This is a genomic window from Priestia sp. YIM B13489, assembly GCF_042787645.1.
Taxonomy (GTDB): Bacteria; Bacillota; Bacilli; order Bacillales; family Bacillaceae_H; genus Priestia; species Priestia megaterium.
The window spans coordinates 2,407,772-2,431,122 of sequence record NZ_JBHZOQ010000053.1 but is presented as its reverse complement, the minus strand read 5'-3'; the positions used below and the strand labels follow the sequence as shown (position 1 = coordinate 2,431,122).

General features: G+C 37.7%; 19 protein-coding genes. 9 read left to right on the top strand and 10 right to left on the bottom strand.

Annotated features, from left to right (window positions below):
- Positions 1–22: 22 nt before the first annotated feature.
- On the bottom strand, positions 23–1,408 hold the full coding sequence (locus ACFX4W_RS18180; RefSeq protein WP_043977572.1) for a sugar porter family MFS transporter: 1,386 nt from the start codon (positions 1,406–1,408) through the stop codon (positions 23–25).
- A 189-nt stretch (positions 1,409–1,597) separates the two neighbouring features.
- On the opposite strand from ACFX4W_RS18180, the gene ACFX4W_RS18175 reads away from it, so the two are divergent.
- The 9 genes from ACFX4W_RS18175 (at position 1,598) to ACFX4W_RS18135 (ending at position 13,050) form a co-directional block, all read left to right on the top strand.
- On the top strand, positions 1,598–2,374 hold the full coding sequence (locus ACFX4W_RS18175) for an alpha/beta hydrolase (protein ID WP_043977570.1): 777 nt from the start codon (positions 1,598–1,600) through the stop codon (positions 2,372–2,374).
- 95 nt (positions 2,375–2,469) lie between these two features.
- Positions 2,470–3,480 (top strand): LacI family DNA-binding transcriptional regulator, encoded by a 1,011-nt coding sequence (locus ACFX4W_RS18170; protein ID WP_043977567.1) that lies wholly within the window; start codon positions 2,470–2,472, stop codon positions 3,478–3,480.
- A gap of 145 nt (positions 3,481–3,625) precedes the next feature.
- The gene (locus ACFX4W_RS18165; protein ID WP_013085528.1) at positions 3,626–4,387 is read left to right on the top strand and encodes a threonine/serine exporter family protein; all 762 of its coding nucleotides are present in this window, start codon (positions 3,626–3,628) and stop codon (positions 4,385–4,387) included.
- Positions 4,388–4,401: 14 nt separating this feature from the next.
- The gene (locus ACFX4W_RS18160) at positions 4,402–4,857 is read left to right on the top strand and encodes a threonine/serine exporter family protein (RefSeq protein ID WP_013059882.1); all 456 of its coding nucleotides are present in this window, start codon (positions 4,402–4,404) and stop codon (positions 4,855–4,857) included.
- 300 nt (positions 4,858–5,157) lie between these two features.
- Entirely contained in the window at positions 5,158–6,564 is a 1,407-nt protein-coding gene (locus ACFX4W_RS18155) for a cytochrome ubiquinol oxidase subunit I (protein WP_025752440.1), read from the top strand.
- A complete protein-coding gene (gene cydB / locus ACFX4W_RS18150) occupies positions 6,551–7,567 on the top strand; it encodes a cytochrome d ubiquinol oxidase subunit II (RefSeq protein ID WP_043977563.1) in 1,017 nt (338 codons plus the stop codon). The genes ACFX4W_RS18155 and cydB overlap by 14 nt, the downstream gene beginning before the upstream one ends.
- Complete coding sequence (gene cydD / locus ACFX4W_RS18145; RefSeq protein ID WP_377559873.1) at positions 7,567–9,279, top strand: thiol reductant ABC exporter subunit CydD; 1,713 nt, start codon at positions 7,567–7,569, stop codon at positions 9,277–9,279. Before cydB ends, cydD begins: the two co-directional genes overlap by 1 nt.
- Positions 9,279–11,024: a thiol reductant ABC exporter subunit CydC gene (gene cydC, locus ACFX4W_RS18140; protein ID WP_280560607.1), complete on the top strand. Its 1,746-nt coding sequence runs from the start codon at positions 9,279–9,281 to the stop codon at positions 11,022–11,024. The genes cydD and cydC overlap by 1 nt, the downstream gene beginning before the upstream one ends.
- A gap of 226 nt (positions 11,025–11,250) precedes the next feature.
- On the top strand, positions 11,251–13,050 hold the full coding sequence (locus ACFX4W_RS18135; protein ID WP_377559872.1) for a cation:proton antiporter: 1,800 nt from the start codon (positions 11,251–11,253) through the stop codon (positions 13,048–13,050).
- A 28-nt stretch (positions 13,051–13,078) separates the two neighbouring features.
- Here the strand turns inward: ACFX4W_RS18135 and ACFX4W_RS18130 are convergent, their stop codons facing one another.
- The 9 genes from ACFX4W_RS18130 to ACFX4W_RS18090 all read right to left on the bottom strand — a co-directional run bounded on the left by ACFX4W_RS18130 (position 13,079) and on the right by ACFX4W_RS18090 (position 23,149).
- Complete coding sequence (locus ACFX4W_RS18130) at positions 13,079–14,455, bottom strand: O-antigen ligase family protein (protein WP_043977555.1); 1,377 nt, start codon at positions 14,453–14,455, stop codon at positions 13,079–13,081.
- A gap of 25 nt (positions 14,456–14,480) precedes the next feature.
- A complete protein-coding gene (gene murJ, locus ACFX4W_RS18125; RefSeq protein ID WP_050690824.1) occupies positions 14,481–15,983 on the bottom strand; it encodes a murein biosynthesis integral membrane protein MurJ in 1,503 nt (500 codons plus the stop codon).
- Positions 15,984–16,013: 30 nt separating this feature from the next.
- The gene (locus tag ACFX4W_RS18120) at positions 16,014–16,346 is read right to left on the bottom strand and encodes an EamA family transporter (RefSeq protein WP_043977551.1); all 333 of its coding nucleotides are present in this window, start codon (positions 16,344–16,346) and stop codon (positions 16,014–16,016) included.
- The gene (locus ACFX4W_RS18115; RefSeq protein WP_013059873.1) at positions 16,339–16,674 is read right to left on the bottom strand and encodes an EamA family transporter; all 336 of its coding nucleotides are present in this window, start codon (positions 16,672–16,674) and stop codon (positions 16,339–16,341) included. Before ACFX4W_RS18115 ends, ACFX4W_RS18120 begins: the two co-directional genes overlap by 8 nt.
- Positions 16,674–18,389, bottom strand: coding sequence for a DUF6020 family protein (locus tag ACFX4W_RS18110; protein WP_377559868.1), 1,716 nt, complete (start codon positions 18,387–18,389; stop codon positions 16,674–16,676). Before ACFX4W_RS18110 ends, ACFX4W_RS18115 begins: the two co-directional genes overlap by 1 nt.
- Positions 18,390–18,394: 5 nt before the next feature.
- Positions 18,395–19,333: a glycosyltransferase family 2 protein gene (locus ACFX4W_RS18105; protein WP_013059871.1), complete on the bottom strand. Its 939-nt coding sequence runs from the start codon at positions 19,331–19,333 to the stop codon at positions 18,395–18,397.
- Positions 19,330–20,430, bottom strand: a complete 1,101-nt coding sequence (locus tag ACFX4W_RS18100) for a glycosyltransferase family 4 protein (protein ID WP_165575688.1) — start codon at positions 20,428–20,430, stop codon at positions 19,330–19,332. Before ACFX4W_RS18100 ends, ACFX4W_RS18105 begins: the two co-directional genes overlap by 4 nt.
- Before the next feature lie 291 nt (positions 20,431–20,721).
- On the bottom strand, positions 20,722–21,507 hold the full coding sequence (locus tag ACFX4W_RS18095) for an endonuclease/exonuclease/phosphatase family protein (protein WP_013059869.1): 786 nt from the start codon (positions 21,505–21,507) through the stop codon (positions 20,722–20,724).
- A gap of 4 nt (positions 21,508–21,511) precedes the next feature.
- Positions 21,512–23,149, bottom strand: a complete 1,638-nt coding sequence (locus tag ACFX4W_RS18090; RefSeq protein WP_025752447.1) for a PTS transporter subunit IIBC — start codon at positions 23,147–23,149, stop codon at positions 21,512–21,514.
- Positions 23,150–23,351 lie beyond the last annotated feature (202 nt).

The window sequence follows — 23,351 nt, the reverse complement described above, 5'->3', positions numbered from 1 at the left end:
GAGGCATATGCCCAGGCTTCTCTTATTTCCATATACGTTCAATTTCTTCAAGTGACTTTCCTTTTGTCTCCGGAACCCACTTCCATATAAACAAAAATGAAGCGAGACACATAAACATAAAGAATAAAAATGTAAAAGATCCTCCAGCTTTGTTCCAAAGGATAGGGAAAAACTGAGATACAAACCAATTAGCTATCCACAAGAAAAACGTAGAAATAGACATTGCATAGCCTCTCGCGTGATTAGGAAAAATTTCAGAAATCACAACCCATACAACCGGTCCCATAGAAATATTAAAAAGAAATAAATAAAAAACAATAAGTAAACTAGTAGTCAACCCTTCAGTACCTTGAGAATGAAACCCAAAGGAAACGAGAAGCTGCGTAACGGCCATACCAGCTGTGCCAATAAGCAATAAAGCTTTGCGGCCAATCCGGTCGATAAGCCACATGGAACAAAGAACGCCTAAAAAGGCAGCCACACCAATCATAGACGTAACAAGGAGCGATAAATCTCCTCTAGCTCCAGCTGCTTTAAAAACTTGCGGGGCGTAATAAATAATGGCATTAATTCCGACAAGCTGTTGAAAGGCTGCAAGTAGAATACCAATAAGCAGCGCTTTTCGAAGACAGGCCTCTTTAAAAAGCGAAAGAGAAGCTGGTTGATTTTCTTTTAACGATTGCTCAATATGATACAGCTCTTGGCGTGCAATGTGTGTACCATTGATTTTAATTAAAATGTCCATAGCTTCTAAAGTGCGGTTTGCTTTTACCAGCCACCTCGGACTTTCAGGAACAGGAGAAAGAATAAGAAGAAATAAAAGAGCTGGAATACCAGAAGCACCGATAATGTAGCGCCATCCTGTGGAATTCTGCCAAGCGTCTTCCCCAATAGATAAAATGTAGTCATTTACAAAATAGACAGAAACAATCCCAACGGCAACAGCAAATTGGTATAGAGAGCCTAAGCGGCCACGCATGTGCGGAGGGGCTATTTCAGAAATATAGGTAATAGAAAGAACAGAAGCCATACCAATGCCTAGTCCTCCAATAATTCGAGAAATAATCACAAAAGAGATGGATGAAGATAGCGCTTGCATAATTGCGGATACGACAAATAAAGAAGCTGCTAAAAGTAAGATGCTTTTTCTACCGAATCGATCACTCAGTTTTCCTGAAGCAAGTACCCCAATGGCACCACCGAGCAGCAGACTAGATACAACAAAACCTACCATCGTTGGACCAAGATTAAAATGTACTTTCATCAACCCAATAGCTCCTGAAATGACGGCTGTGTCATAGCCGTAAAGCAACCCTCCAAAAGCAGCTGCACATGAAATGAAAATCACGAAAAATAGATTTCCTTTTTGCTCCTTATACTCGTCAGAAGTTACTTTTACTATCCCCATATAAATTCCTCCTTTGAATCACCGTCACTATTTCAATTAAAAAAACGTTATACGTAAAACGTTTTCATAAAAGATGTTTTTATGTTAAACTAAAAATTGTAAATAATCAAACTATTTTTCACCTTTTATATGAATTATGTACGTTTTGTTATCAACCAATAGGGAAGAAAAAATAGGGGGAAGAGAAATATGGCGTTTATGCAATGTGATTTTTTTTCAGAAGTATTGCAAATAAGTACTTCAATGAACGTTTTGATACCGCAGCACACAAAATCTCAAATTGGTTTACAAACCAATACAAGAAGTGAGAAACACCCTACGCTCTATTTATTACACGGTCTTTCTGATGATCATACGATATGGATGAGAAGAACTTCGATTGAACGCTATGCATCAGAATTAGGACTTGCAGTTGTAATGCCAAATGTAGATCGCAGCTTTTATAGAGATATGGCTTATGGAAAGAAGTATTGGACGTTTGTAACAGAAGAACTTCCTCACTTGGCTAGATCATTCTTTCCGTTATCGGAAAAAAGAGAAGATAATTTTGTAGCTGGCCTTTCTATGGGAGGGTATGGCGCTTTAAAATGGGCGTTTCGCAAACCACATCAATTTTCTGCAGCTGCCAGTTTATCAGGAGTGATGGACGTTGAAGGGCTTGGAGGGCGAGGAGAAGTTCAGTTCTTAGATTATCCTTTGATTTTTGGCATGCCCCCTGTTATTAGACCTGAGGATGATCTTTTCTGGCTGCTTGAAAATCGCCGGCGCTATGGAGAAGTGACTCCGCGTATTTATCAATGCTGTGGAACGGAAGATTTTTTATATCAGGAAAATAAACGTTTTTCCGAGCGTTGTAAGCAAGAGCCTATTTGTTTTACATATGAAGAAGGAAAAGGAAGTCACGACTGGGCATATTGGGATCAAAAAATTCAAGATGTGTTAAAGTGGCTGTTTAGTGAAAAGTAGGGAAGGTAGTTTTCAGTGGTGCCGGCTTCTAGTAGTATAATAAAGAAAAATGTTTACTTGGTCGATAGACTAAAAGAAAATGGGAGTCGGTACGAATGGGGAGAAAAAAAGTCACGATTACAGAAGTAGCAAAAGAAGCGGGTGTTTCATTAGCTACGGTATCAAGAATCTTCAATAATAAAGAAGGTAAAATTAAAATTAGTGAAACAACTAAACAAAAAGTGCTAAAAGCAGCAGCTCATTTGGGGTATCAGACGAATCCATTTGCGGCAGCTCTTCGGGCCCAAAAAACAGGGATTATCGGGATATTAATTAGAGATTTAAAAGATCCGTTTCTAATTGAACTATTAAAAAAGGTACAGCAACAAGTCCAAAGTCGAGGGATGGACGTTCTTATTGGACACACGGATTACGAAGAAACAACGGCTGAGCGTCAATTAAATGCTATGATGAACCATTGGTTTGATGGGGTCATTTTATTAGACTATGTAGCTGCTCAGCATCCGTTTGTAGATGTATTAAAACAATATCAAACGCCTTACGTTTCTCTTACAGGAGACGCCTCTTCTGCACTTTGGCCGATTGTACATGTAGATGATGCGGTGGGAATGCAATTAGCTGTTGCTCACTTAACGGGCCTTGGTCATAAGAATATAGGGTTCGTTGGAAAAGCTGTAAGCGGAGTCGAGCACCGTCTGTCCCTTTTTTATCAGTATGTACCGTCAGCAAACGCAAAGTTTGTGAAAGAAGATATGAATAACTCAGATGAACTATATCAGTTTATAAATGAGCTAGCTCATCATCCAGAGCCTCCAACTGCGCTTATTTGTGCTACGGATTACATTGCTCTGAAAGTGATACACTGTGCGTGGCAAAACGGGCTTCACGTTCCAGCAGATTTATCTGTTATAGGGTTTGATGATATTACAGAAGCTAGTGAAGCGCATCCTCCACTAACAACTATCCGTCAACCGATGGAAAAAATGGCTGAAAAAGCAGTAAACCTCTTACTTCAACAAATTCAGGATCAGCAAGAAATAGATCAGATACAGTATAAAATGGCACCTTTATTAGTAGAGCGCGAGACCACAAAACGTATGAATTGATAAGGAATGTATATACTATTCCTGAAAGTGTGAGACAAAAAGTCCACACTTTTTTGCATTAACCATTGCGTCCACTTCCCTCTTTCTTATACACTGTATGCTGTAGGGGAAAAAAACCAAGCTTTAATATGTTTGGAGCGATTTGATGACACAACAAAAATTAGATAAATATGAAATTATGGACGTTAGCTTACTAGCAGGTAAAATTATGTTAGAAAGCGGAGCAGAAACGTATCGAGTAGAAGACACAATGATGCGGATTGCAGCGTCTTACGGTATAAAAAAATCCCACAGCTATGTGACGCCAACAGGGATTATGTTTTCACTTGAAACGAAAGAACCGACGAAAACGAAGTTAATTCGTATTTCCGAACGAACGACAGATTTAAAAAAAGTAACCATGGTAAATAGCGTCTCAAGAACAATCAGTCAAGGAAACATCTCCTTGGAGGAAGCGTATGAAATGCTACAAGAAATTGAAGCAACAAACGTAGCTTTTCCACTATGGGTTCAACTTGCAGCTGCATCCATTTCTAGCGGATGCTTTTTAATCATGTTTCAAGGTTTATGGACGGACTTTATTCCAGCTATGTTTTCAGGAGGTCTCGGATTTTTAACCGTGGTGTATTTCCACCGTCTTATTCCGATTCGCTTTTTTGCTGAGTTTACCGCTTCGTTAGTTATTGGACTTTTATCAGCTCTTTTAGTCGCTTCAGGACTAGGCACGCAAATCGATAAAATTATTATTGGATCCGTTATGCCACTCGTTCCTGGCTTATCCATTACCAATGCAGTGCGAGATTTAATGGCGGGACATTTACTGTCTGGATTATCAAAAGGAGCAGAAGCGTTTCTGACGGCATTCGCTATCGGTGCAGGTATTGCCATTGTATTTACACTTCTATAGAAGGGAGGCATCATATGCATATCGTAGAGCAGATAATTACAAGTTTTATTGCTTCAGCAGCATTTGGGATCATTTTTAATGTTCCACGTGAATCATTATTAAAAAGTGGCTTTGTCGGAATGATTGGCTGGCTCATTTACTATTTGCTAACGTTCTATGGCGTAGATGAAATTCCAAGCACAGTTGCATCGGCCTTCTTTATTGCTATTATTAGTCAAATTTACGCAAAAATTTATCGAACGCCGATCATTATTTTCACCGTAGCAGGTATTATTCCGCTGGTTCCGGGAGGAACAGCATACGATGCCATGCGTAACTTTGTAGAAAATAACTATAATGAAGCGATTAGTCTTGCAGCAAAAGCCTTTATGATTTCAGGTTCAATTGCCATTGGTATTGTGTTTTCTGAAGTCATCAACCAAATCATTCGTCAGTCTAAATTAAATGCCAAAGCAAAATATCGACCATAGAGAAGCAAGCTCAAATCAGAGCGTGCTTTTTTTATGAAAAAATAAAGAGATCCTTCACTTTTTTGTCACAAGAAAGTCACGCTTTAGTCTAAAAACGTTCAAAAAATGTCCGTGCACAGCTAAAAAAATAGACTATACTATGTAAATAGAAAGAGAGATATTACATATGTATGTGAAACATTGAGCATATCTATCGAATTATTATGCTCAATGTTTCACAATATAAGTAAAAGATGCTCAGAAATGAGCAAAGTATCTATGGAAATGATGAATGTTCTTATATATGAAAGGAGAAAGAAGATGGATACAGTTATACTATCACGTATTCAATTTGCATCAACGACGCTGTTTCATTTTATCTTTGTACCGCTATCTATCGGTCTTGTCTTTTTAGTAGCGATCATGGAAACGATGTACGTAGTAAAAAAAGATGAACAGTATAAAAAGATGGCAAAGTTTTGGGGGCACTTATTCCTGATTAACTTTGCTGTCGGAGTCGTAACAGGTATTTTACAAGAATTTCAGTTTGGCATGAACTGGTCAGAGTACTCAAGGTTTGTAGGAGATGTATTCGGTGCGCCGCTTGCTATTGAAGCACTGCTCGCGTTTTTTATGGAGTCCACTTTCCTTGGACTGTGGATTTTCGGGTGGGATCGTTTGCCTAAATGGCTGCACTGTCTATGTATTTGGCTTGTTAGTCTAGGTACTATTTTTTCGGCGTTCTTCATTTTAACGGCTAATTCTTTTATGCAGCATCCGGTTGGAATGGAGCTGAATAATGGCCGTTTAGAAATGAATGACTTCTTTAAATTGTTAACAAACGGTCAGCTGTGGGTTGAATTCCCTCATACCATTTTAGGTTCGTTTGCAACAGGCGCCTTTTTTATCACGGGTGTCAGTGCCATTATGCTCTTGAAGAAAAAACATTTGGCTTTTGCCAAAAAATCATTTCAAGTTGCCATTATTGTAGGGTTAGTTTCAGGTGTGGGAATTGCGTTATCTGGTCATGAACAGGCTGGATACTTAGTTAAGACACAGCCGATGAAAATGGCCGCAAGTGAAGGATTATGGGAAAACAGCGGAAGTCCAGGCGCTTGGACGGTGACAGCAAATATTCACCCAGATGAAAAGAAAAATACGGGGGAAATCAAAATACCTTATTTATTAAGTTTCTTATCATACGGGAAATTTTCAGGTTCCGTTCCTGGGATGAACGAGCTACAGGAGCAGTATACGGCGAAATATGGAGCAGGAAATTATATTCCACCCGTTCGGACAACATTTTGGAGTTTCCGCATTATGGCTGGTCTAGGTGGCGTATTATGTGCATTAGGCATTTGGGGCACGTACTTGCTTTCTCGTAAAAAACTTCAAGAAAGCAAACTATTTTTGCGTATTATGACGATTGCCATTGCCTTTCCGTTCCTTGGAAGCTCAGCAGGTTGGATTATGACAGAGATTGGCCGTCAGCCTTGGGTTGTATTTGGCTATATGAAAACGGAAGATGCCGTGTCTCCTGGTGTAACAGCAGGTGAATTGCTGTTTTCTATTATCTCGTTTTCATTCTTTTATTTAATTTTAGCTGTGATTATGGTGTTCTTGTTCGTTAAAGAAATTAAAAAAGGTCCAGATCACGATCACGAAGCACATACAAAAGTAGTATCAACTGATCCGTTTACCAAGGAGGGATACAATGTTTTCTCTTAATGAATTCTGGTATTTACTAGTATCCATTCTGTTTGTTGGTTTTATCTTTTTAGAAGGCTTTGATTTTGGGATTGGAATGGTGTCTCGTTTTTTAGGAAGAAACGACTTAGAGCGACGAGCTTTTATTAATACAATCGGTCCTTTTTGGGATGCAAATGAAGTTTGGCTAATTTCAGCAATCGGTGCTATGTTTGCCGCTTTTCCAAACTGGTATGCAACGCTATTAAGCGGGTCATATGTTCTTTTTGTTCTTCTTTTGCTTTCGCTTATTGGCCGCGGTGTAGCATTTGAATTTCGAGGGAAAGTTGAAAAACAAGCGTGGAAAAATGCATGGGATTGGGTTATCTTCTTTGGAAGTCTTTTTCCACCTCTCATTTTTGGTATCTTATTTTCAGCGCTAATGAAAGGACTGCCTGTTGAGCGCAATATGCAAATGAATGCCGGCTTTTCGGATATTGTTAATCTATATACCATCACAGGCGGCGTTACGTTAACAATGCTTTGCTTATGGCACGGACTTATTTTTGCCACGATCCGTACGATGGACGATATTAGAGATCGTTCACGGAAGGTCGCTATGAAGCTTTTGCCTATAAATGCTTTATTACTTCTTATCTTTTCAGGCATGACGTTTTTTGAAACAGATTTATTCAGTAATCATAGCCGCTTGATGCTATATACATTTTTCATCGGTATTTTCGTGTATTTACTAGCAGGATTTTTCCTTACACGTAAAAAAGACGGATGGGCATTTGCTATGTCTGGCTTAATTTTAATTTTATCAATTTCCTCTATATTTGCAGGATTGTTTCCAACCGTTTTGGTTAGTTCAATCAATGAAAGCTATAGTTTAACGATTCATAATGCAGCATCAGGGAATTATTCCTTAAAAATTATGTCTTACGCTGCTATTGCATTACTGCCTTTTGTGTTAGGTTATCAAATTTGGAGCTACTACGTTTTCAGAAAACGTGTAGATCATAAGGAGCATATGGAGTATTAATGGGTAGAAATTTAATGGTTTACAACGGAATAAAAATGGTTCTTGCCATGTTAATAGGGCTTATTACTATTCAAAGTGTAGCCATTATTTTTCAAGCTAAGTGGCTCGCTGAAGTAATTACCGCTCTTTTTCATGGTGAAAGTTTAACCTCGCAGACAAAAGCAATCGGATTGTTTTTGTCTGCCTTTATGATTCGTCAAATCGTAGGTTTTATAGTAAAAAAAACAGCATATCAATTTGGAGTCAAAACGACTCAGGAACTTCGTTTGATAGTCATGCAAAGCATTTTTTCATTAGGACCGCGTTTTACCAAAGATGAAGGAACAGGAAACTTGGTGACGCTCATCACCACAGGCCTACAGAAGCTTCGTGCTTATCTCGAGCTGTTTTTGCCTAAACTGGCTGCCATTAGCGTAACACCTTGGCTGGTGCTTGCTTTCGTTTGGTACCATGATCGGCTTTCAGGCATTATTTTACTTGTGACCATGCCAATTTTAATTTTATTTATGATTTTGCTTGGATTGGCTGCACAAAAAAAAATAGACAGCCAATGGGAGACATATCACGTGTTGTCCAACCACTTTGTAGATTCGCTTCGAGGGTTAGAAACTTTAACATTTCTCGGGAAAAGTAAGGAGCATGCTGAAACGATTGAAAGAGTCAGTGACCGTTATCGAAAAGCGACAATGGGAACGCTCCGGATTGCTTTTTTATCTACGTTTGCTTTAGATTTCTTTACGATGTTATCTGTAGCCATCGTGGCTGTTATGCTTGGTTTGCGGCTCGTAAACGGGTCTATGACATTAGAGCCTGCACTTATGATTTTATTGCTGGCGCCTGAATATTTCCTGCCGATACGAGAAGTCGGAAATGATTACCATGCAACATTAGACGGAAAAGAATCCGGAGATGCATTACTTAAGATTGTGAAGCAGGCTGAAAAATCGCCGGCTAAAAAAGAAGATGTTCCTAGTTGGACTGAAAATAGTAAACTTCAATTAAGGCATATCACTGTAAAATATGACGAAGAGCATCCACCTTCTCTTGAAGATGTGTCACTGCATGTTAAAGGAATGCAGAAAATTGGAATCATCGGAAAAAGCGGAGCTGGAAAATCGACGCTTATTGATATACTAAGCGGCTTTGTACAATCTACAGAAGGCTCTGCTGAAGTAAACGGCGTGCCAATTGATTTACGCTCAGATGCTTGGCAAAAGCAGATTACGTATATCCCTCAGCACCCATTTATTTTTAATGGAACAGTAAAAGAAAATATTGAATTTTATCAAGACAGAGGCGGCTCATATGATTATGAAGATGCTTTAACGAAAGCAGGACTTTTATCAACGGTTCAACAGATGCCTAAGAAGGAAAATGAAATGATAGGGGATGGGGGGCGACAGCTTAGCGGCGGCCAAGCTCAAAGGATTGCTCTAGCAAGGGCGTTTCTAAGCGACCGTCCTATTATTATGCTTGATGAACCAACGGCACAAGTCGATATTGAAACGGAATATGAAATAAAGCAAGATATTTTAACGATGTTCCAAGACAAGTTATTTATTTTAGCTACGCACCGTCTGCATTGGATGAAAGACATGGATCTCATTGTTGTAATAGAGGACGGAAAGGTTGCAGAAATCGGTAATCATCAAGAACTGATTCAAAAAAAAGGAGCTTACTATCAATTTTTACATGAAGAGGAGGAGACATGATGAAATATAAAAGTTGGATATGGCCCTACTTTAAAACATATAAATATCGTATCTTTTCTATCTTATTACTAAGCTTGTTAACGATTGGTTCTGCTTGCGCGCTAATGTTCACGTCAGGTTATTTGATTTCAGCTTCTTCCTTACGGCCAGAAACGATTTTATTGGTGTATGTTCCAATTGTACTTGTGCGTACATTTGGTTTAAGCCGAGCCGCTTTCCGTTATGCGGAGCGTCTTGTCAGTCACGATTTTATTCTTCGCATTTTAGCTAAAATGCGTACGCGTCTTTATCATTTGATTGAACCGTTAATTGCTACATCTCGCTATCAAACAGGAGATGTTTTAGGAGTTCTCGCGGAAGATATTGAAAGTTTACAAGACTTGTTCTTGCGTACCATTCTTCCAACAATTTCAGCTGTTATTTTATACGTTATTTCGATTGTAGCTTTAGGATTCTTTAGCCTAAAGTTTGCATGTTTGATTGCCATCTATTTATTTTTATTAGTAGTAGTAATGCCGCTTTTTTCCCTTTGGCATATGAAGGCAGCCAATCAGCGATATAAATCAAGCAAAGCACAGTTATATGCCAAGGTCACAGATGGCTTTTTAGGAGTTGCTGATTGGGTGTTAAGCGGTCAGCAGCAGTCATTTTTTCATTCGTATGACAAAACAGAAAATGAGTTAGACGGCATGGATCGTAAGCTTAAACTATGGACGTATTACCGAGAATTGTTTGGACAACTTATTGTAGCAGGTTTAATTGTCACAATGATTTGGTTTGGAGCTTCTCTTTTTGCAGATAAAGAGCTTGCAGGTGTGTTTATTGCTGCTTTTATTTTAGTAGTATTTCCTTTATCTGAAGCCCTGCTGCCAGTATCCAATGCAATAGAAAAGATTCCTCAGTTTGAAGAATCATTAAATAGAGTACAGGCAATGGAAAAGAACTGGGAAGATGTGAACGAAAAGAAAAAACATACTCTTTCTCTACCTTATGAAGGTTCATGGAATTCGGTTAGATTAAAAGTTGAGCATGTAAGCTTTCGCTATAGTAATGAGGAGGAGTCAGTCATTCATGATCTTTCATTTCAAGTCGAGCAAGGGGAAAAAATTGCGATTCTTGGCAAGAGTGGAGCTGGAAAATCGACTCTATTAAAGTTGCTGCAAGGCTCCTTAGTACCTACAGAAGGCACAGTTCAACTAAACGGTCAGTCTGTTGCTGAAGTTCGTGAAGATGTACCAAAACTCATCTCTGTATTAAATCAAAATCCTTATTTATTTAATACAAGCGTAGCCAACAATTTATTACTAGCTAATGAAAAAGCTACAAAAGAAGAAGTAATTGAGGTCATGAAGCAAGTGAATATGCACTCCCTTGTGGAAGGTTTGCACCAAGGATATCAAACGCCGATGCTCGAAACAGGTCAGCGCTTCTCGGGAGGAGAACGTCAGCGGATTGCGTTAGCACGCGTTCTGCTTCAGCATACGCCAATTGTTATGCTAGATGAGCCAACTGCAGGGTTGGATGCTATGACTGAAAAGCGTCTATTATCCACTATCTTTGAAACTCTTCAAGATAAAACCTTAATTTGGGTTACGCACAATTTAGTTGGGATGGAAAAAATGGATGAAATCTTATTTTTACAAGAGGGTAAGATAGCCATTCGAGGAACACATGATGAATTACTTGCGACGAACAGTCACTATCAAAAGCTATATGAATTGGATCATCCGGCAAAAAGCCTTTAGCAGAAGCTAAAGGCTTTTTATTATTTGATCATAAAGTGAAATTCGACAAACACGAGTAAAATATGTGTCGAATGAAAGAAAACAGCTTGGATTCAAAGAAAAGAGTATGCGTTTAGCATTTTTGAAAAAGTGGTAAAACAAGGTAGTGTTTGTTTCTTCCTGTATAACATCGGTTTATTTTAGGGAAAATATATACACATTATGCGAACGAGAGAAGGAAGATACAATGGAACCTATGCTTATACATATCACGCTCGTAGTGGGACTAGGAGTTCTATCTCAGTGGCTGGCTTGGAGATTTAAGTTACCAGCAATTGTCGTGATGTCAATTATCGGACTGCTAACAGGCCCTATTTTAGGTTTAATTGACCCTAAAGCACAATTTGCTCAGCTTTTTGATCCTTTTGTATCGATTGCTGTAGCTGTTATTTTATTTGAAGGCAGCTTGAACTTAGACATGAGAGAGGTAAGGGGAATCGAAAAGCCCGTGTTTCGCATTGTGACGCTCGGAGCCATGCTAGCTTGGATTTTAGGCTCTTTAGCTGCTCATTATATAGCGGATTTATCATGGGCGGTGGCAATTGTTATCGGAGGGCTTTTTATTGTGACGGGTCCAACCGTGATTTTACCTCTTTTACGACAAGCTAAATTAAAACCAAAACCAGCAGCGATTTTAAAATGGGAAGGTATTATTGTTGATCCATTTGGTGCACTCCTGGCCGTTTTTTCGTTTGAAATTGTTCAATTTTTAGTGCTGAGAGAAGTCAGTGGAAAAACAATTCTCTTTTTCTTTGCAGCCTCTATTATTGCTGTTTTAATAGGATGGCTTCTTGGCCGCGGAATAGGATGGATGTTTCAAAAGGGGCATATTCCAGAGTATTTAAAATCTCCTGTCGTATTTATTGTTGTTATTGCCTGCTTTACGATAGCTGATGAAATTAAGCATGAAACAGGTCTTCTAGCAGTGACAGCGATGGGGATTACCCTTGCTAATATGCATATTTCATCTATTAGTGATATGCGACATTTTAAAGAGAACATTTCGGTTCTATTGACTTCTACTATTTTTATCATGTTAACGGCTGGACTGACGATGAAGACCATTACTGAAATTTTTCATTGGAATATTATTTTGTTTGTTTTACTTATGCTGTTTATTGTCAGACCTGTCTCCATCTTTTTATCAACGGTAGGGACAGATTTATCTATAAAAGAAAAAATACTGATTGGCTGGATTGCCCCGCGCGGCATTGTGGCGTTAACGGTCTCAAGTTACTTTGCGAAAGTACTAATCGATGAAGGATCTAAAGATGCTTCCATCCTAACAACACTGACATTTGCTTTAGTATTTGCTACGGTTTGTGCACACGGTTTTTCCCTTTCCTGGCTAGCTAAGAAGCTTGATTTATCAATTGGAGAAGAACCTGGTATTTTGCTTGTAGGAAGCAATGATTTTACGGTTGCCTTTGCTTCCAAGTTAAAGCAACTGGGCTATCCAGTGTTAGTTGCTGATTCTTCGTGGGAGCGGTTAAGAGTTGCGCGCAGAGCGGAAGTAGATGTGTATCACGGAGAAGTTCTAGCTGAGCAAACGGAATATCATCTAGATTTAACTCCTTATGAATACGTGATTGCTGCAACTGAGTTAGATGCATATAATGCACTTGTTTGTACTGCTTTTCTTCAAGATATGGGACGGAACAATGTTTTTCAATTGAGTATTCGTGATCAAGAAGATTCAAGAGAAGATGTCGATGAAATTATGCACACGGTAAGAGGACGCATGCTCTTTAAGAAAGGAATTACGTGGGAGTTTCTACATCATAAAATGGAGCATGGACATACGATTTACAATACAAAAATTACGGATGAATATACGTATGAAACATATCTTGAGGAGAAAAGCGATGATTCTCTTTTACTAGCAGTGAGCAAGCAAGGAAAGGCATTGAGTTTTTTTGCTCATGATCAAGAAATAAACGTTAATGCGGGTGATACGGTGTTAAGCCTTCAGCCGTTAAAAAGATAAAAAAACAGGCCTTCAGTGGCCTGTTTTTTTATGCTTGTCTTTGTTTAAAATGAATGACGAACAGATAAGCAGCAGCTGCTGCAAAATAGATAGTAACGGCTGGTGCGGTGAAGACATGCCCAGCTACAAAAGCAATTCCAAGAGCTAATACAATTGCTGTACTATACATCATAAAGCTTTCATCAAGAAGCTGTGACGGGTTTTTAAATAATCGAACCAGTACGGTTAAACCAACTACTAGAAGTGGAAGAACCCATAGTAAAAATCCGATGATACCTAAAGAGAAAAACAGATCATAAAAATCCATTTCAATCATCTTTGGCGGAAGCTGTTTTGTATAGTCACCAGAAAAGCCCATACCTATCATTTTTCTTGCAATAGGTGCTTTTGCATACTCTTCCTTATGATGAGCTAAAAATTGCTCACGGCTGCTTAGAATCAGATTTTGAATATCTTTGTCATCTAAATTTGATTCCTTTTGCTTTTTCTTTTTAGCCGGCTTTTCTTTTTCTTTCTTTTCCGGCTTTTCTTGCTTTGTTTTCTCTTTTTTAGCCTCTAACATATCGATGTGCGTATATGTGTTTTTATAAGCTGGAGAAATCGGAGTGGTTGCTCCGGTTACAATTAAAAGCAGAATCGAGATTACTAAGTTGGCTTTAATTAAGCTGCGTTTATTCGTAAATAATTTTGCAAATAAGACAACTGTTGCTACAACTAAAGAAAGAATAACGGCACCTAAGCCTACTTTCGTTCCAAGCATGATGGACGAAACAGCTAACAATATAAAAGGAATCCAGTAATAAGCTTTTGAAAACGAACGTACTTTATCTAAAGCTAAAAGCAGTGTGAGAGGAAGCAAAATAGCAATGGTTGCCCCTAGCTCATTCGCTGCATAAAACCAGCCTTTGAATCCGATTTTATTATACTGATAACTCTCTAGTGCTGTACCTGTTAGCATTGTACCGATAAAAACAATACTGATGATGAGTGAAGCAGTCAATAAGTTTTTGCTCAATATTCTTTTTACATCCAAAGACGATCGATAATGTGAAAACATCACAATCATTCCAAGTAATGTAACGTTCATATAAACAACCTTATTGAAAAATTTAATTTCTTGCCCAATATAATAAGGATCTTTCCATTGATGATTTAAGTAGATATTGAGTCCAAGAAAGAGTGCAAAAACAATAAGGTAGATAATCGAATATCTAGCCCATTTTGATTGTTTAGCAAACACTAAAAGTAGGACACCTGCAAAAATCATATATAGAAAGCGAATAACAACCCCAATTGAGAGACCACTATCCATGTTCAAAACCATGTACGTCGTTAGCATATCAATAATTGGCTGAATTGAAATAAAACCAACGAACAGAAAAAATAACCAGTATGTGTTCTTCATATAGTACTCTCCTGTTTTACGTGAATTAACGTTTTCTTTTAACTAAAAGCATAACACCTTCTACTCTGCATAATAGCGTCGACATTAAGTATACTAAACCACCTGCAAGACAGACAATACCAAATCGTAAGATAACATGTAATGAATTCAAAAATGCGATGTCCTTCAAGAAGAACATGAGGATAGCAACAGGTACAGAAGCTAAAAGAATTTTTCCTGTTTCTTTCACTAGATATCCGTAATGGAAGTGATTGATTTGTTTTGCCAGCATAACGAATACGATGGCCGTATAGAAAAAGGCAACCACTGACATGGAAAGTGCTAATCCTTGGTATCCCATAAATTTAGTGAAAATCATGTTAAAGATGATGTTTAACACAATGGATAATAAGCCTGCTCTCATAATAAGATAACCTTTTTGAAGAGAATAAAATCCTTTTGCAAGAACAGCTTGCAGCGAATAGAAAAACACCGAACCTAGGTAATAATAAGATACATCGGTTGTTTTTAACGTTGAATTTGCGTCAAATGCACCGCGCTGATAAGCAATCATTACAATGTCTTTCATGTAAAAGATCATAATAACAATCGTCGGAATCAGCAGCATCAGCATAAACGTAATCCCTTTTTCAATTCCAGATTTAAAGCGTTCTTCATCTTTTTCAGAAATGGCTCTGGCAATCAGCGGATAAATAATGGTTGCGACCGTAACCCCGAATATTGCCTGGGGAATACTTACAAGTCTGAAGGCGTAATTTAAGTATGAAATAACACCTTCACCAAAGGAGCCAGCAAAGAAGAAGTTTACAGTTAAATTAATTTGACCGACCATAATGGTCACACCAACAGGGATGAATACTTTATAAAAAGCCACCACTTCATCACGGTCAATTTTTTGCTTCCATAACAGCAGATGCTGCGGTTTAAAATAGACAACTTTAATTAAGAAAGAAGCAATTGTTCCTATAAAATAGCCAAGAGCAATTGCATAGCCGCCCATAATTGAATGTAATAGGATTGTACTTAAAATCGTAAATAGTACAACAACCGTTTGAGAAAACACAGAGAAAGAATATTGACTTCGTGCATCAAATACACCTTCGTATACGGCATTCACTCCAACTAGTGAAAGAGATAAAAAGTACATAACGCCCGTATAAATTCCTAGTTCAATTGCTGCTTTGGAAAAATTAGAGTACGAAGCGGGAAAGTAAAAGAAAGCAGCAATTGATCCGAGAACCGAAATAATGAAACAAATAAGAAAGGTTGATTTAACAATATTAGTCAAATGAACCTTTCCTTTATTTTCTTTTTCATAACGTAAATAACTAGGAATAAACGCATCCTTCATCCCCGTTAGCATAAATAAAATAAAAGCGTTTGGAATGATCATTGCTGCGTTGTATGAATCGACAATATAACTTGTACCGAAATAGTTAGCAATAACTAAATCACGAATCATACTAGAAAATTTCAAAAATAATGTTGATATGAGCAGTAAAATGCTCGCGAATTTTAAGTTTTTCATGCGAAACTCCTACCTTTTCAAGTTATCTCATCAACTATTAGCAATAAAGAAGCATCCGACAATTAGAAGAATACAGCCGATAACTTGTTTTGTTGTAACTTTTTCTTTAATTAAAAAGTAACCGAATGTTAATGTCCAAATATACGTAATAGACGTGAGCGGAAATACAATAGAATAAGGTAACAGCGTTAAAACATACACATTAAGCAGAGCTGCCGCCCCGTAAAAAAGGCCGCCACCCACAAAGCAAATAAGCGCTAGCTTTATCTTTTTTTTATTTAAATACGTAGAAATATACTTGAAAAAGACAGCTCCAACTGAACCTAAAAGAGTCATAATAAGTAAAAGAGGGATACTATTCATCTTGGCCACCTACTAAAATTACACCTACGATAATAATAAGAGTACCGACCAGCTTCATAGGGCTAATGGTTTCATTTAATAGAAAGAAACCAAGAGCAATGCTGATTACGTATCCTAGGCTTAAAAATGGATGAAGCAAGGAAACTCTTTCAAATTTAAAAGCGGCAATCATAAAAACCGCTCCTAATCCATAAAGAAAAAAACCAATAATTAAATTTAAGTTAAATGAAGCTTCGGACAACTTCCAAAAAAGTTGTCCAACAGCTGTAAACAGGGAAGCCACAATAATGAGTGTGATTCCTAGCTTTTTGTTGTAATTGCTCTCCATCAGGAGGTCACATCCCTTTCTTTCTGATCAAATCGGATAAAAGGAAGACCAATAAAGAAGAAAGACACAAATACGCTTGCTAATAAATATCGAAAATCTTGAGCCGGCAATGCCGCAAGAACAGAAAGCGTGTTAAGAGCCCAAGGAATGACGATAATAAGTGACGTAATTCCTCTTCGAATCACTAGCATTAATGAAAATAATAAAATGACACAGTGATAAAAAGCTGGTTTCCATAAGAATGTAAAAACAGGGTGCTTAAAAATAGCTAAGTAAGCATTGGCAGTATGCGTAATAAACGGCTCGATTACTTTATTTTTAAGACCTAAATCATTGCCGTAATAAATGTTGGTTACATACGTATCTGTGTAGCCATCTTTAAAAGGATTGATTTGCCATACTAAAGCTGTTTGTTTGAGAAACCCTTCCGTTGCTAGATAAGGATTTTTGATGACAATGCTAGCATAATTCTTAAAGTAAAGACCTAGATCATTAAAAATAAACTCGCGGTCGTAGTATTTCCAAGTGAATTTAATAGGATCGCTTTTATATGGATTGTACTTTTCTTTCCACAATTCAATAGGAAGCACTTTATTAAAATATTCGCGCTCTTCTTTTGACATCTCCCCATCATTTGAAATGATGTTTGCAATTTGTTGAGTTGGGATAGACAAAGCTTCATTTGGATCCGAAGGCTGTACATCAAGCCACGTGAACACAGGGCCTGTAACAATCTTTTGTAAAATAAAGACAACTAAGAAAATCGTGACAAGAGGTTTCCAATTTTTTCTGAATAAGACGATCATTAAAAGGAAAGTCAAAACAAATACAGGAAAACCATTATGTCTAAAGAAAGCTACTCCAAATGCAGAAAGTAAAAGTAAGAAAAAGCCTGCTTTACTTTTAATCCAAGCACCTTTTGACAAATAGATTTTTGCGATATTCACCGTAAAAAACAGCAGAAAAGCACTGTATAAAATATCTTTCCAAATAATAATTGAAAAGATTAAAAAGCTTGGAATAATGACAATAATAGCTGTTAAAAGTCCAATCATAACAGGATGTGCTTTGCGTTTAATGAAAAAATCGAACGTATAGGCGTATATGCTTACTACAACAGCAATTTGCGTGAATGCTACAATTCCTGGGTTATCCCATATTTTTGTCAGCAGCATAATCAGCCACGTAATCATAATAGGGTGCCAATCGTTAAATTCTCCGTTATGTGCCTGTCTCCACTGTGCTAATGAATCGGGAGTCATGGCCGCTGGGAAAAAGGCGAACCAGTAATATAGACTAACAGCTAAAATAAGAATCGTAACAATTCCTAGGTAACGCTTTGGGTGTGCAAATGTATAGTGAAAATCGTTTATCTGTTTGATAGCGCTGAGTACAGCGGCCGTTAGCAGCATTGCCAATAAAGTACGGCTGACGGCATACAAAACGAGTAAGAAAATAGTTGAGCTCGTCATATGTAAGTTATCTAAAAGAGAAAACTGTACGATAAACGAAAAAACAATCAGCAATAGCCATTCTAGCGGTTTAAATGAAGCATAAGCTCTATTTTTATAAATAAAAATAGAGCTTATGATGGTAAATACAAGTGCAGCAAAAAGGGAAAGATAGTGAACACCGTCTGGATTACCAATACTTAAACCGATAAGAATAATTAAAGCTGTTACTGTAAGCAGCAAAATACTTTTTTTATTCTTCATCATTGTTATTCTCCTACTTGTTCAATCTGTTCAATTTTTTTATTTAGTTCTAATTCATATTGCTTGCGATTTAATGAAGCGATTGTATCTAGAATTAATCCACAGACGAAAGATAAAACACCTAACACCATCAATCCAGTTGCTAAGATAGATGAAGGTACTTTGGTAATAAAGCCTGTATCAAAAAATTCATAAAGTACTGGAGCACCAACAGCTAATCCTGCGACAATAAATAACACTGTCCAAATGGAGAAGAACTGAAGCGGCTTGTACTCTTTAAATAACGTAAAAATCATTCGTAACACTTTAAATCCATCAGAGAACGTATTAAGTTTCGATTCGCTGCCTTCAGGTCGATCGCGATAATCGATCGCGATTTCTTTTAGGCGGAAGCGTTTATCTAACGCGTGAAGACTCATTTCTGTTTCAATTTCAAATCCCGGGCTCATCACAGGTATTGATTTTACAAATAATTTATCGTACGCACGATAACCTGTCATGATATCTTTAATGTTGCTTTTGTACAGGCCGTTAATTAAAGAACGTACTAAGTTGTTTCCGAAATTATGGAAAGCACGTTTGTTTTCTTCGAGATACGTTCCGTTTGATAAACGATCTCCAATGACCATGTTAGCTTCTCGATTTCTAATAGGCTCAATTAATTGATGAACAAATTCTGCAGGATACGTATCATCCCCATCTACCATGACATAACAATCTGCATCAATTTCTTGAAACATCGAACGTACAACGTTTCCTTTTCCTTGCTTGAATTCTTTTTTGACGATTGCCCCGTGTTCAAGTGCAATTTCACTTGTGCGATCTTTTGAATTGTTATCGTACACATAAATATCTGCACTAGGCAGTTCGCGTTTGAAATCGTCAATTACTTTTCCAATTGTTACTTCCTCGTTATAACAAGGAATTAAAACTGCGACTTTCATTTTTCCACCTCATCAAAAAAAATTGTTGGGAGTTGTTCAGCAATTACATCTACTGTGTAGCGGTTTGCTGTTTGTAACGCCTGTTGAGACATTTGCTGTTTCACATCTTCAGGAAGATTAATAAAAGCCTGTAGTTGTGAAGCTAGTTCGTCTACATTTTTAGGTTCAAAGAATAGACCATTCTTTCCGTTTATAATGTAATCTTTTAGACCACCAATCTGACTCCCAATTACGGGTGCTCCGCAAGCCATAGCTTCGAGGCCGACTAAGCCCAAACTTTCTCCTTTTCTTACGGTCGGAAACACGAATGCTTCAATTGCATTATATACGTAAGCAAGAGAGGACTGAGGAAGGAGAGGGAAATGGATGACTTTTTCCTCTAGGCCCAGAGTCTTGATCATTTCTTTAAATGCAGCTTCATCTTTTCCGCTTCCAACGTATAGGTATTTGTAAGAAGTGGGCATTTGTTGTTCAGCTCTTGCAATTGCTTGCAGATAGTATTCCCATCCTTTACCCACATCGATGCGGCTTACACATCCAAGATAACGGATAGTAGGGTCCAAGTTTAGTTCTTGATAAGCTTTGCTTTTATCTGCATAAGGGTGAAACAGATCTTTATTCACTCCTCCGCTTGGAAAAATATAGATTGGGTTAGGAACCTTATATTTCTCTTCAACGAGCCCTTTATAATAAGGAGAAGGAGTAATAATTTTAGTAGAATGGTGCAATAAGTCATTTACTCTAGGCTGATACTTTTCCTGTGAAGGTACTTCAGGTACAACGTCTGAACCATGCACGTTTGTCACAATCTTCACATTCTTCTTTAGCTTTTTAAGAATCAGCAGCGGAAGAGCATTATGAGATGCATAATGTACGTAAAGGTAGTCGTAGTTTTTTGTCAAGCCCGTCAAGACGACATTAGCATAATGAGAAGCATAGCTAAAAAGCTTGCTTAATTTACTTGTCTTTTTTTGCATGACAATTTTATCAACTTGAATACCATGTTGAACTAAAATTTTTTCAGTGTTTTGAACAAATACACCATAGCTAGGGAATTGTTCCGAAGGATACATATTTGAAATCAACAAAATTTTCATGATTGTTTCACACCTATTTTTCTTTATTAGTTTATGATAATGACAACGGGTGTTCATTTAAATAGAGCTTACATGTATCATCTTACTATTAAGTTGAGCGATTTCATTGATAAACATGCAAAAATGGGTTGCATATCGCCAACATCACAATATTATAGCACACCTACTTTTTAAAATGCGAAAGTTTATCGGACACTTCCAAAACGATAGATAAAGCAGTAAAGAAGATGATTTTCACATCATCATAATCACACGAAAAAAAGCGAACGCTATTCGTTCGCTTTATGTCACTTATTTCACTTCAACGCTTACCCCAAAATGGTCAGAAACAACGGGATAATGTATGCCGTTAAACACCACAGTTGATGACTGAATATCCTGCGCATGACTCGATAGAATTAGATCAAGGCGCAGTGCCCGTTCATTATCATCCCATCCAGCAATGTTACCTTTAACTGTAATACCGCTGTCTTTTTTATTCGATAGAGTATACGTATCATAGAGGCCTTGGCTCAACAGGTAGTCGTAACCTTCATTTCGTCTATGAGCGTCATTATTAAAGTCTCCAAGTAGGAAAAATGGGTTATCTTTGTGTACATGAGCTAGCAGTGTATCAACTTGCTGCTTGAACGGCTCTTCCTCGTCATCCCACCAGCCAAGATGACAAGAATAAAACGTAAGAAGTTCTTTTTCATATTCGATTGTGGCTCCAACAATTCTTCTCGTTTTCCAATAGTCAATATTTGACGTTTGTGAAACAAAAAATGAATGCTCTTCAATAATCGGGTGTTTCGTTAAAATGGCAATTCCTTCTTCATACACTTCATAGCCTATATGAGATAAATCCCATACCAATTGATAGTCTTCACCTTGCTTACCCAGTTCTTTTGCTAAAAGCCAAGCGTAATTATCGCTGCGAATGTAGTCATATACATAAGGTGCGTCTACTTTTTGGCTTACTTCCTGTAAAGCAATGACATCATATTTTTCTTTTTTAATTACTTCAGCTAGACAAGATAACTTGTCTAGCTGATTTTCCTCTTGCCAAGAGTGGCAATTTAACGTTAATAGCTTCATTATGTTAAGCTCCTAACAAATCTTGAATGTCGGATTTCAAAACATCCGCTTTAGGTCCATAAATAGCTTGTACCCCTTTATCTTTCAAGATTAAACCAAGGGCTCCGTTTTGTTTCCACTCACTTTCTCCTGCAACGGCATGTATATCTTTTACCGTTACACGTAAGCGAGTCATACAAGCATCAACGTCTTCAATATTGTTTTCTCCGCCAAGCAGTCCAATAATGACTGGGGCAAGCGAATCATTTTTCACCTGCTTGCTGCTTGTTGCAGTTGTTTCTTCATCGATATAGTTTCCGTTACGTCCCGGCGTTGGGAAGTTAAAACGTTTGATTAAGAAGTTTGCCACTCCAAAATTTAAGCCAAAGAATACAAGGCAGGCGATGACAAAGTTCATTAAGTCAGCCCATAGTCCGGCTTTGATAATCATTGGTGTACGTGTTAATAGTTCAATTACGCCAAAGGAGTGTACGCGAACATGAACAATATCAACAATGGCAAAAGCCAGTCCAGTCATAATTGCATATACGACATATAAAAGAGGTGCTGCGAACATGAACATAAATTCGATTGGTTCTGTTACGCCTGTTAAGAAAACAGCTAGTCCAGCTGAAAAGAACATTGAACGATATTTTGAACGTTTGTCAGGATCTACGTTACGATACATTGCTAAAGCGATTCCAATTAATGACGCACAAGATAAAATCATCTGTCCTACTTTAAATCGTGCAGGTGTAACGTCATGTAAGAGCTGTTTGTAGCTGTCCATATCTCCTGCAGCGCGGAAATTATTTAAATCTGCAATCCAAGCAAGCCACAAAGGATCTTGACCGGCAACAGTGGAACCTGCTCCAGAACCTGTTAAAATTTTGTACGTTCCGCCTAGCTCCGTGTAGTTCATAGGAACTGTCAGCATATGATGAAGACCAAATGGAAGAAGTAGGCGCTCCAATGCTCCGAAAATAAATGGTGCTAGAATAGGAGCTGTGTCTCTAGATGTTGCAATCCACTGTCCGAAGCTGTTTAATGAACCTTGGATGAACGGCCATACAATGGATAAAAGCAGTGCCGTTACAACTGAACCACCGATGACCACAAATGGTACGAAGCGCTTGCCGTTAAAAAACGAAAGGGCTTCAGGCAATTTATCATAGTTGTAATATTTATTGAATAAATTCGCACCTAAAAACCCAGCGATAATTCCTACGAACACTCCCATGTTAAGAGCAGGAGATCCTAAAATAGATGTGAAGTAGTCTTTTACAACTAATTCTTGTCCAAACAGTGATTGAACCGTTGCTTTTGAATCTGAGAGCATTTCTGCTTTAACTCCGAAAATGGCTCCTGTAATTCGATTAATAAGAATGAATGCGATGAGTGCAGCAAATGCACCTCCAGCACGTTCTTTTGCCCAAGAGCCCCCGATGGCAACAGCGAACAAAATATGAAGATTTGTAATGATACCCCAGCCTATGTCTTCCATCACGCGTGCAATTGTTTGTACAGCAGTGATGTCTCCCCCAGTCATTGCAACTAGTTTTCCAAGTGAAATCATAATACCAGCTGCGGGCATAACCGCTACTACTACTAATAAAGCCTTACCAAATTTCTGCCAAAAATCAAATGAAAAGAACTTCTTCATAGTTTTTCCCCTTCCCCTATGTATGGGTTTTCATTTTATTTTTTGATAAACTATATTTCAAAGATAGTGCAACCGTTTGCATAACCTTATTGTAATAAAAGGGCTTTCATAATGCAAGACTGTAATTTCTCTTTTTTTGAAAAATTTATTCATGAATCATAAATGATGAAAAAAATTTTATGATAAAGTGAACAGTATTAAC

Excerpts from the sequence above, each read along its gene's own strand:
- ACFX4W_RS18180 (WP_043977572.1), bottom strand. The coding sequence starts at position 1,408 with ATGGGGATAGTAAAAGTAACTTCTGACGAGTATAAGGAGCAAAAAGGA.
- ACFX4W_RS18175 (WP_043977570.1), top strand. The coding sequence starts at position 1,598 with ATGGCGTTTATGCAATGTGATTTTTTTTCAGAAGTATTGCAAATAAGT.
- ACFX4W_RS18170 (WP_043977567.1), top strand. The coding sequence starts at position 2,470 with ATGGGGAGAAAAAAAGTCACGATTACAGAAGTAGCAAAAGAAGCGGGT.
- ACFX4W_RS18165 (WP_013085528.1), top strand. The coding sequence starts at position 3,626 with ATGACACAACAAAAATTAGATAAATATGAAATTATGGACGTTAGCTTA.
- ACFX4W_RS18160 (WP_013059882.1), top strand. The coding sequence starts at position 4,402 with ATGCATATCGTAGAGCAGATAATTACAAGTTTTATTGCTTCAGCAGCA.
- ACFX4W_RS18155 (WP_025752440.1), top strand. The coding sequence starts at position 5,158 with ATGGATACAGTTATACTATCACGTATTCAATTTGCATCAACGACGCTG.
- cydB (WP_043977563.1), top strand. The coding sequence starts at position 6,551 with ATGTTTTCTCTTAATGAATTCTGGTATTTACTAGTATCCATTCTGTTT.
- cydD (WP_377559873.1), top strand. The coding sequence starts at position 7,567 with ATGGGTAGAAATTTAATGGTTTACAACGGAATAAAAATGGTTCTTGCC.
- cydC (WP_280560607.1), top strand. The coding sequence starts at position 9,279 with ATGAAATATAAAAGTTGGATATGGCCCTACTTTAAAACATATAAATAT.
- ACFX4W_RS18135 (WP_377559872.1), top strand. The coding sequence starts at position 11,251 with ATGGAACCTATGCTTATACATATCACGCTCGTAGTGGGACTAGGAGTT.
- ACFX4W_RS18130 (WP_043977555.1), bottom strand. The coding sequence starts at position 14,455 with ATGAAGAACACATACTGGTTATTTTTTCTGTTCGTTGGTTTTATTTCA.
- murJ (WP_050690824.1), bottom strand. The coding sequence starts at position 15,983 with ATGAAAAACTTAAAATTCGCGAGCATTTTACTGCTCATATCAACATTA.
- ACFX4W_RS18120 (WP_043977551.1), bottom strand. The coding sequence starts at position 16,346 with ATGAATAGTATCCCTCTTTTACTTATTATGACTCTTTTAGGTTCAGTT.
- ACFX4W_RS18115 (WP_013059873.1), bottom strand. The coding sequence starts at position 16,674 with ATGGAGAGCAATTACAACAAAAAGCTAGGAATCACACTCATTATTGTG.
- ACFX4W_RS18110 (WP_377559868.1), bottom strand. The coding sequence starts at position 18,389 with ATGAAGAATAAAAAAAGTATTTTGCTGCTTACAGTAACAGCTTTAATT.
- ACFX4W_RS18105 (WP_013059871.1), bottom strand. The coding sequence starts at position 19,333 with ATGAAAGTCGCAGTTTTAATTCCTTGTTATAACGAGGAAGTAACAATT.
- ACFX4W_RS18100 (WP_165575688.1), bottom strand. The coding sequence starts at position 20,430 with ATGAAAATTTTGTTGATTTCAAATATGTATCCTTCGGAACAATTCCCT.
- ACFX4W_RS18095 (WP_013059869.1), bottom strand. The coding sequence starts at position 21,507 with ATGAAGCTATTAACGTTAAATTGCCACTCTTGGCAAGAGGAAAATCAG.
- ACFX4W_RS18090 (WP_025752447.1), bottom strand. The coding sequence starts at position 23,149 with ATGAAGAAGTTCTTTTCATTTGATTTTTGGCAGAAATTTGGTAAGGCT.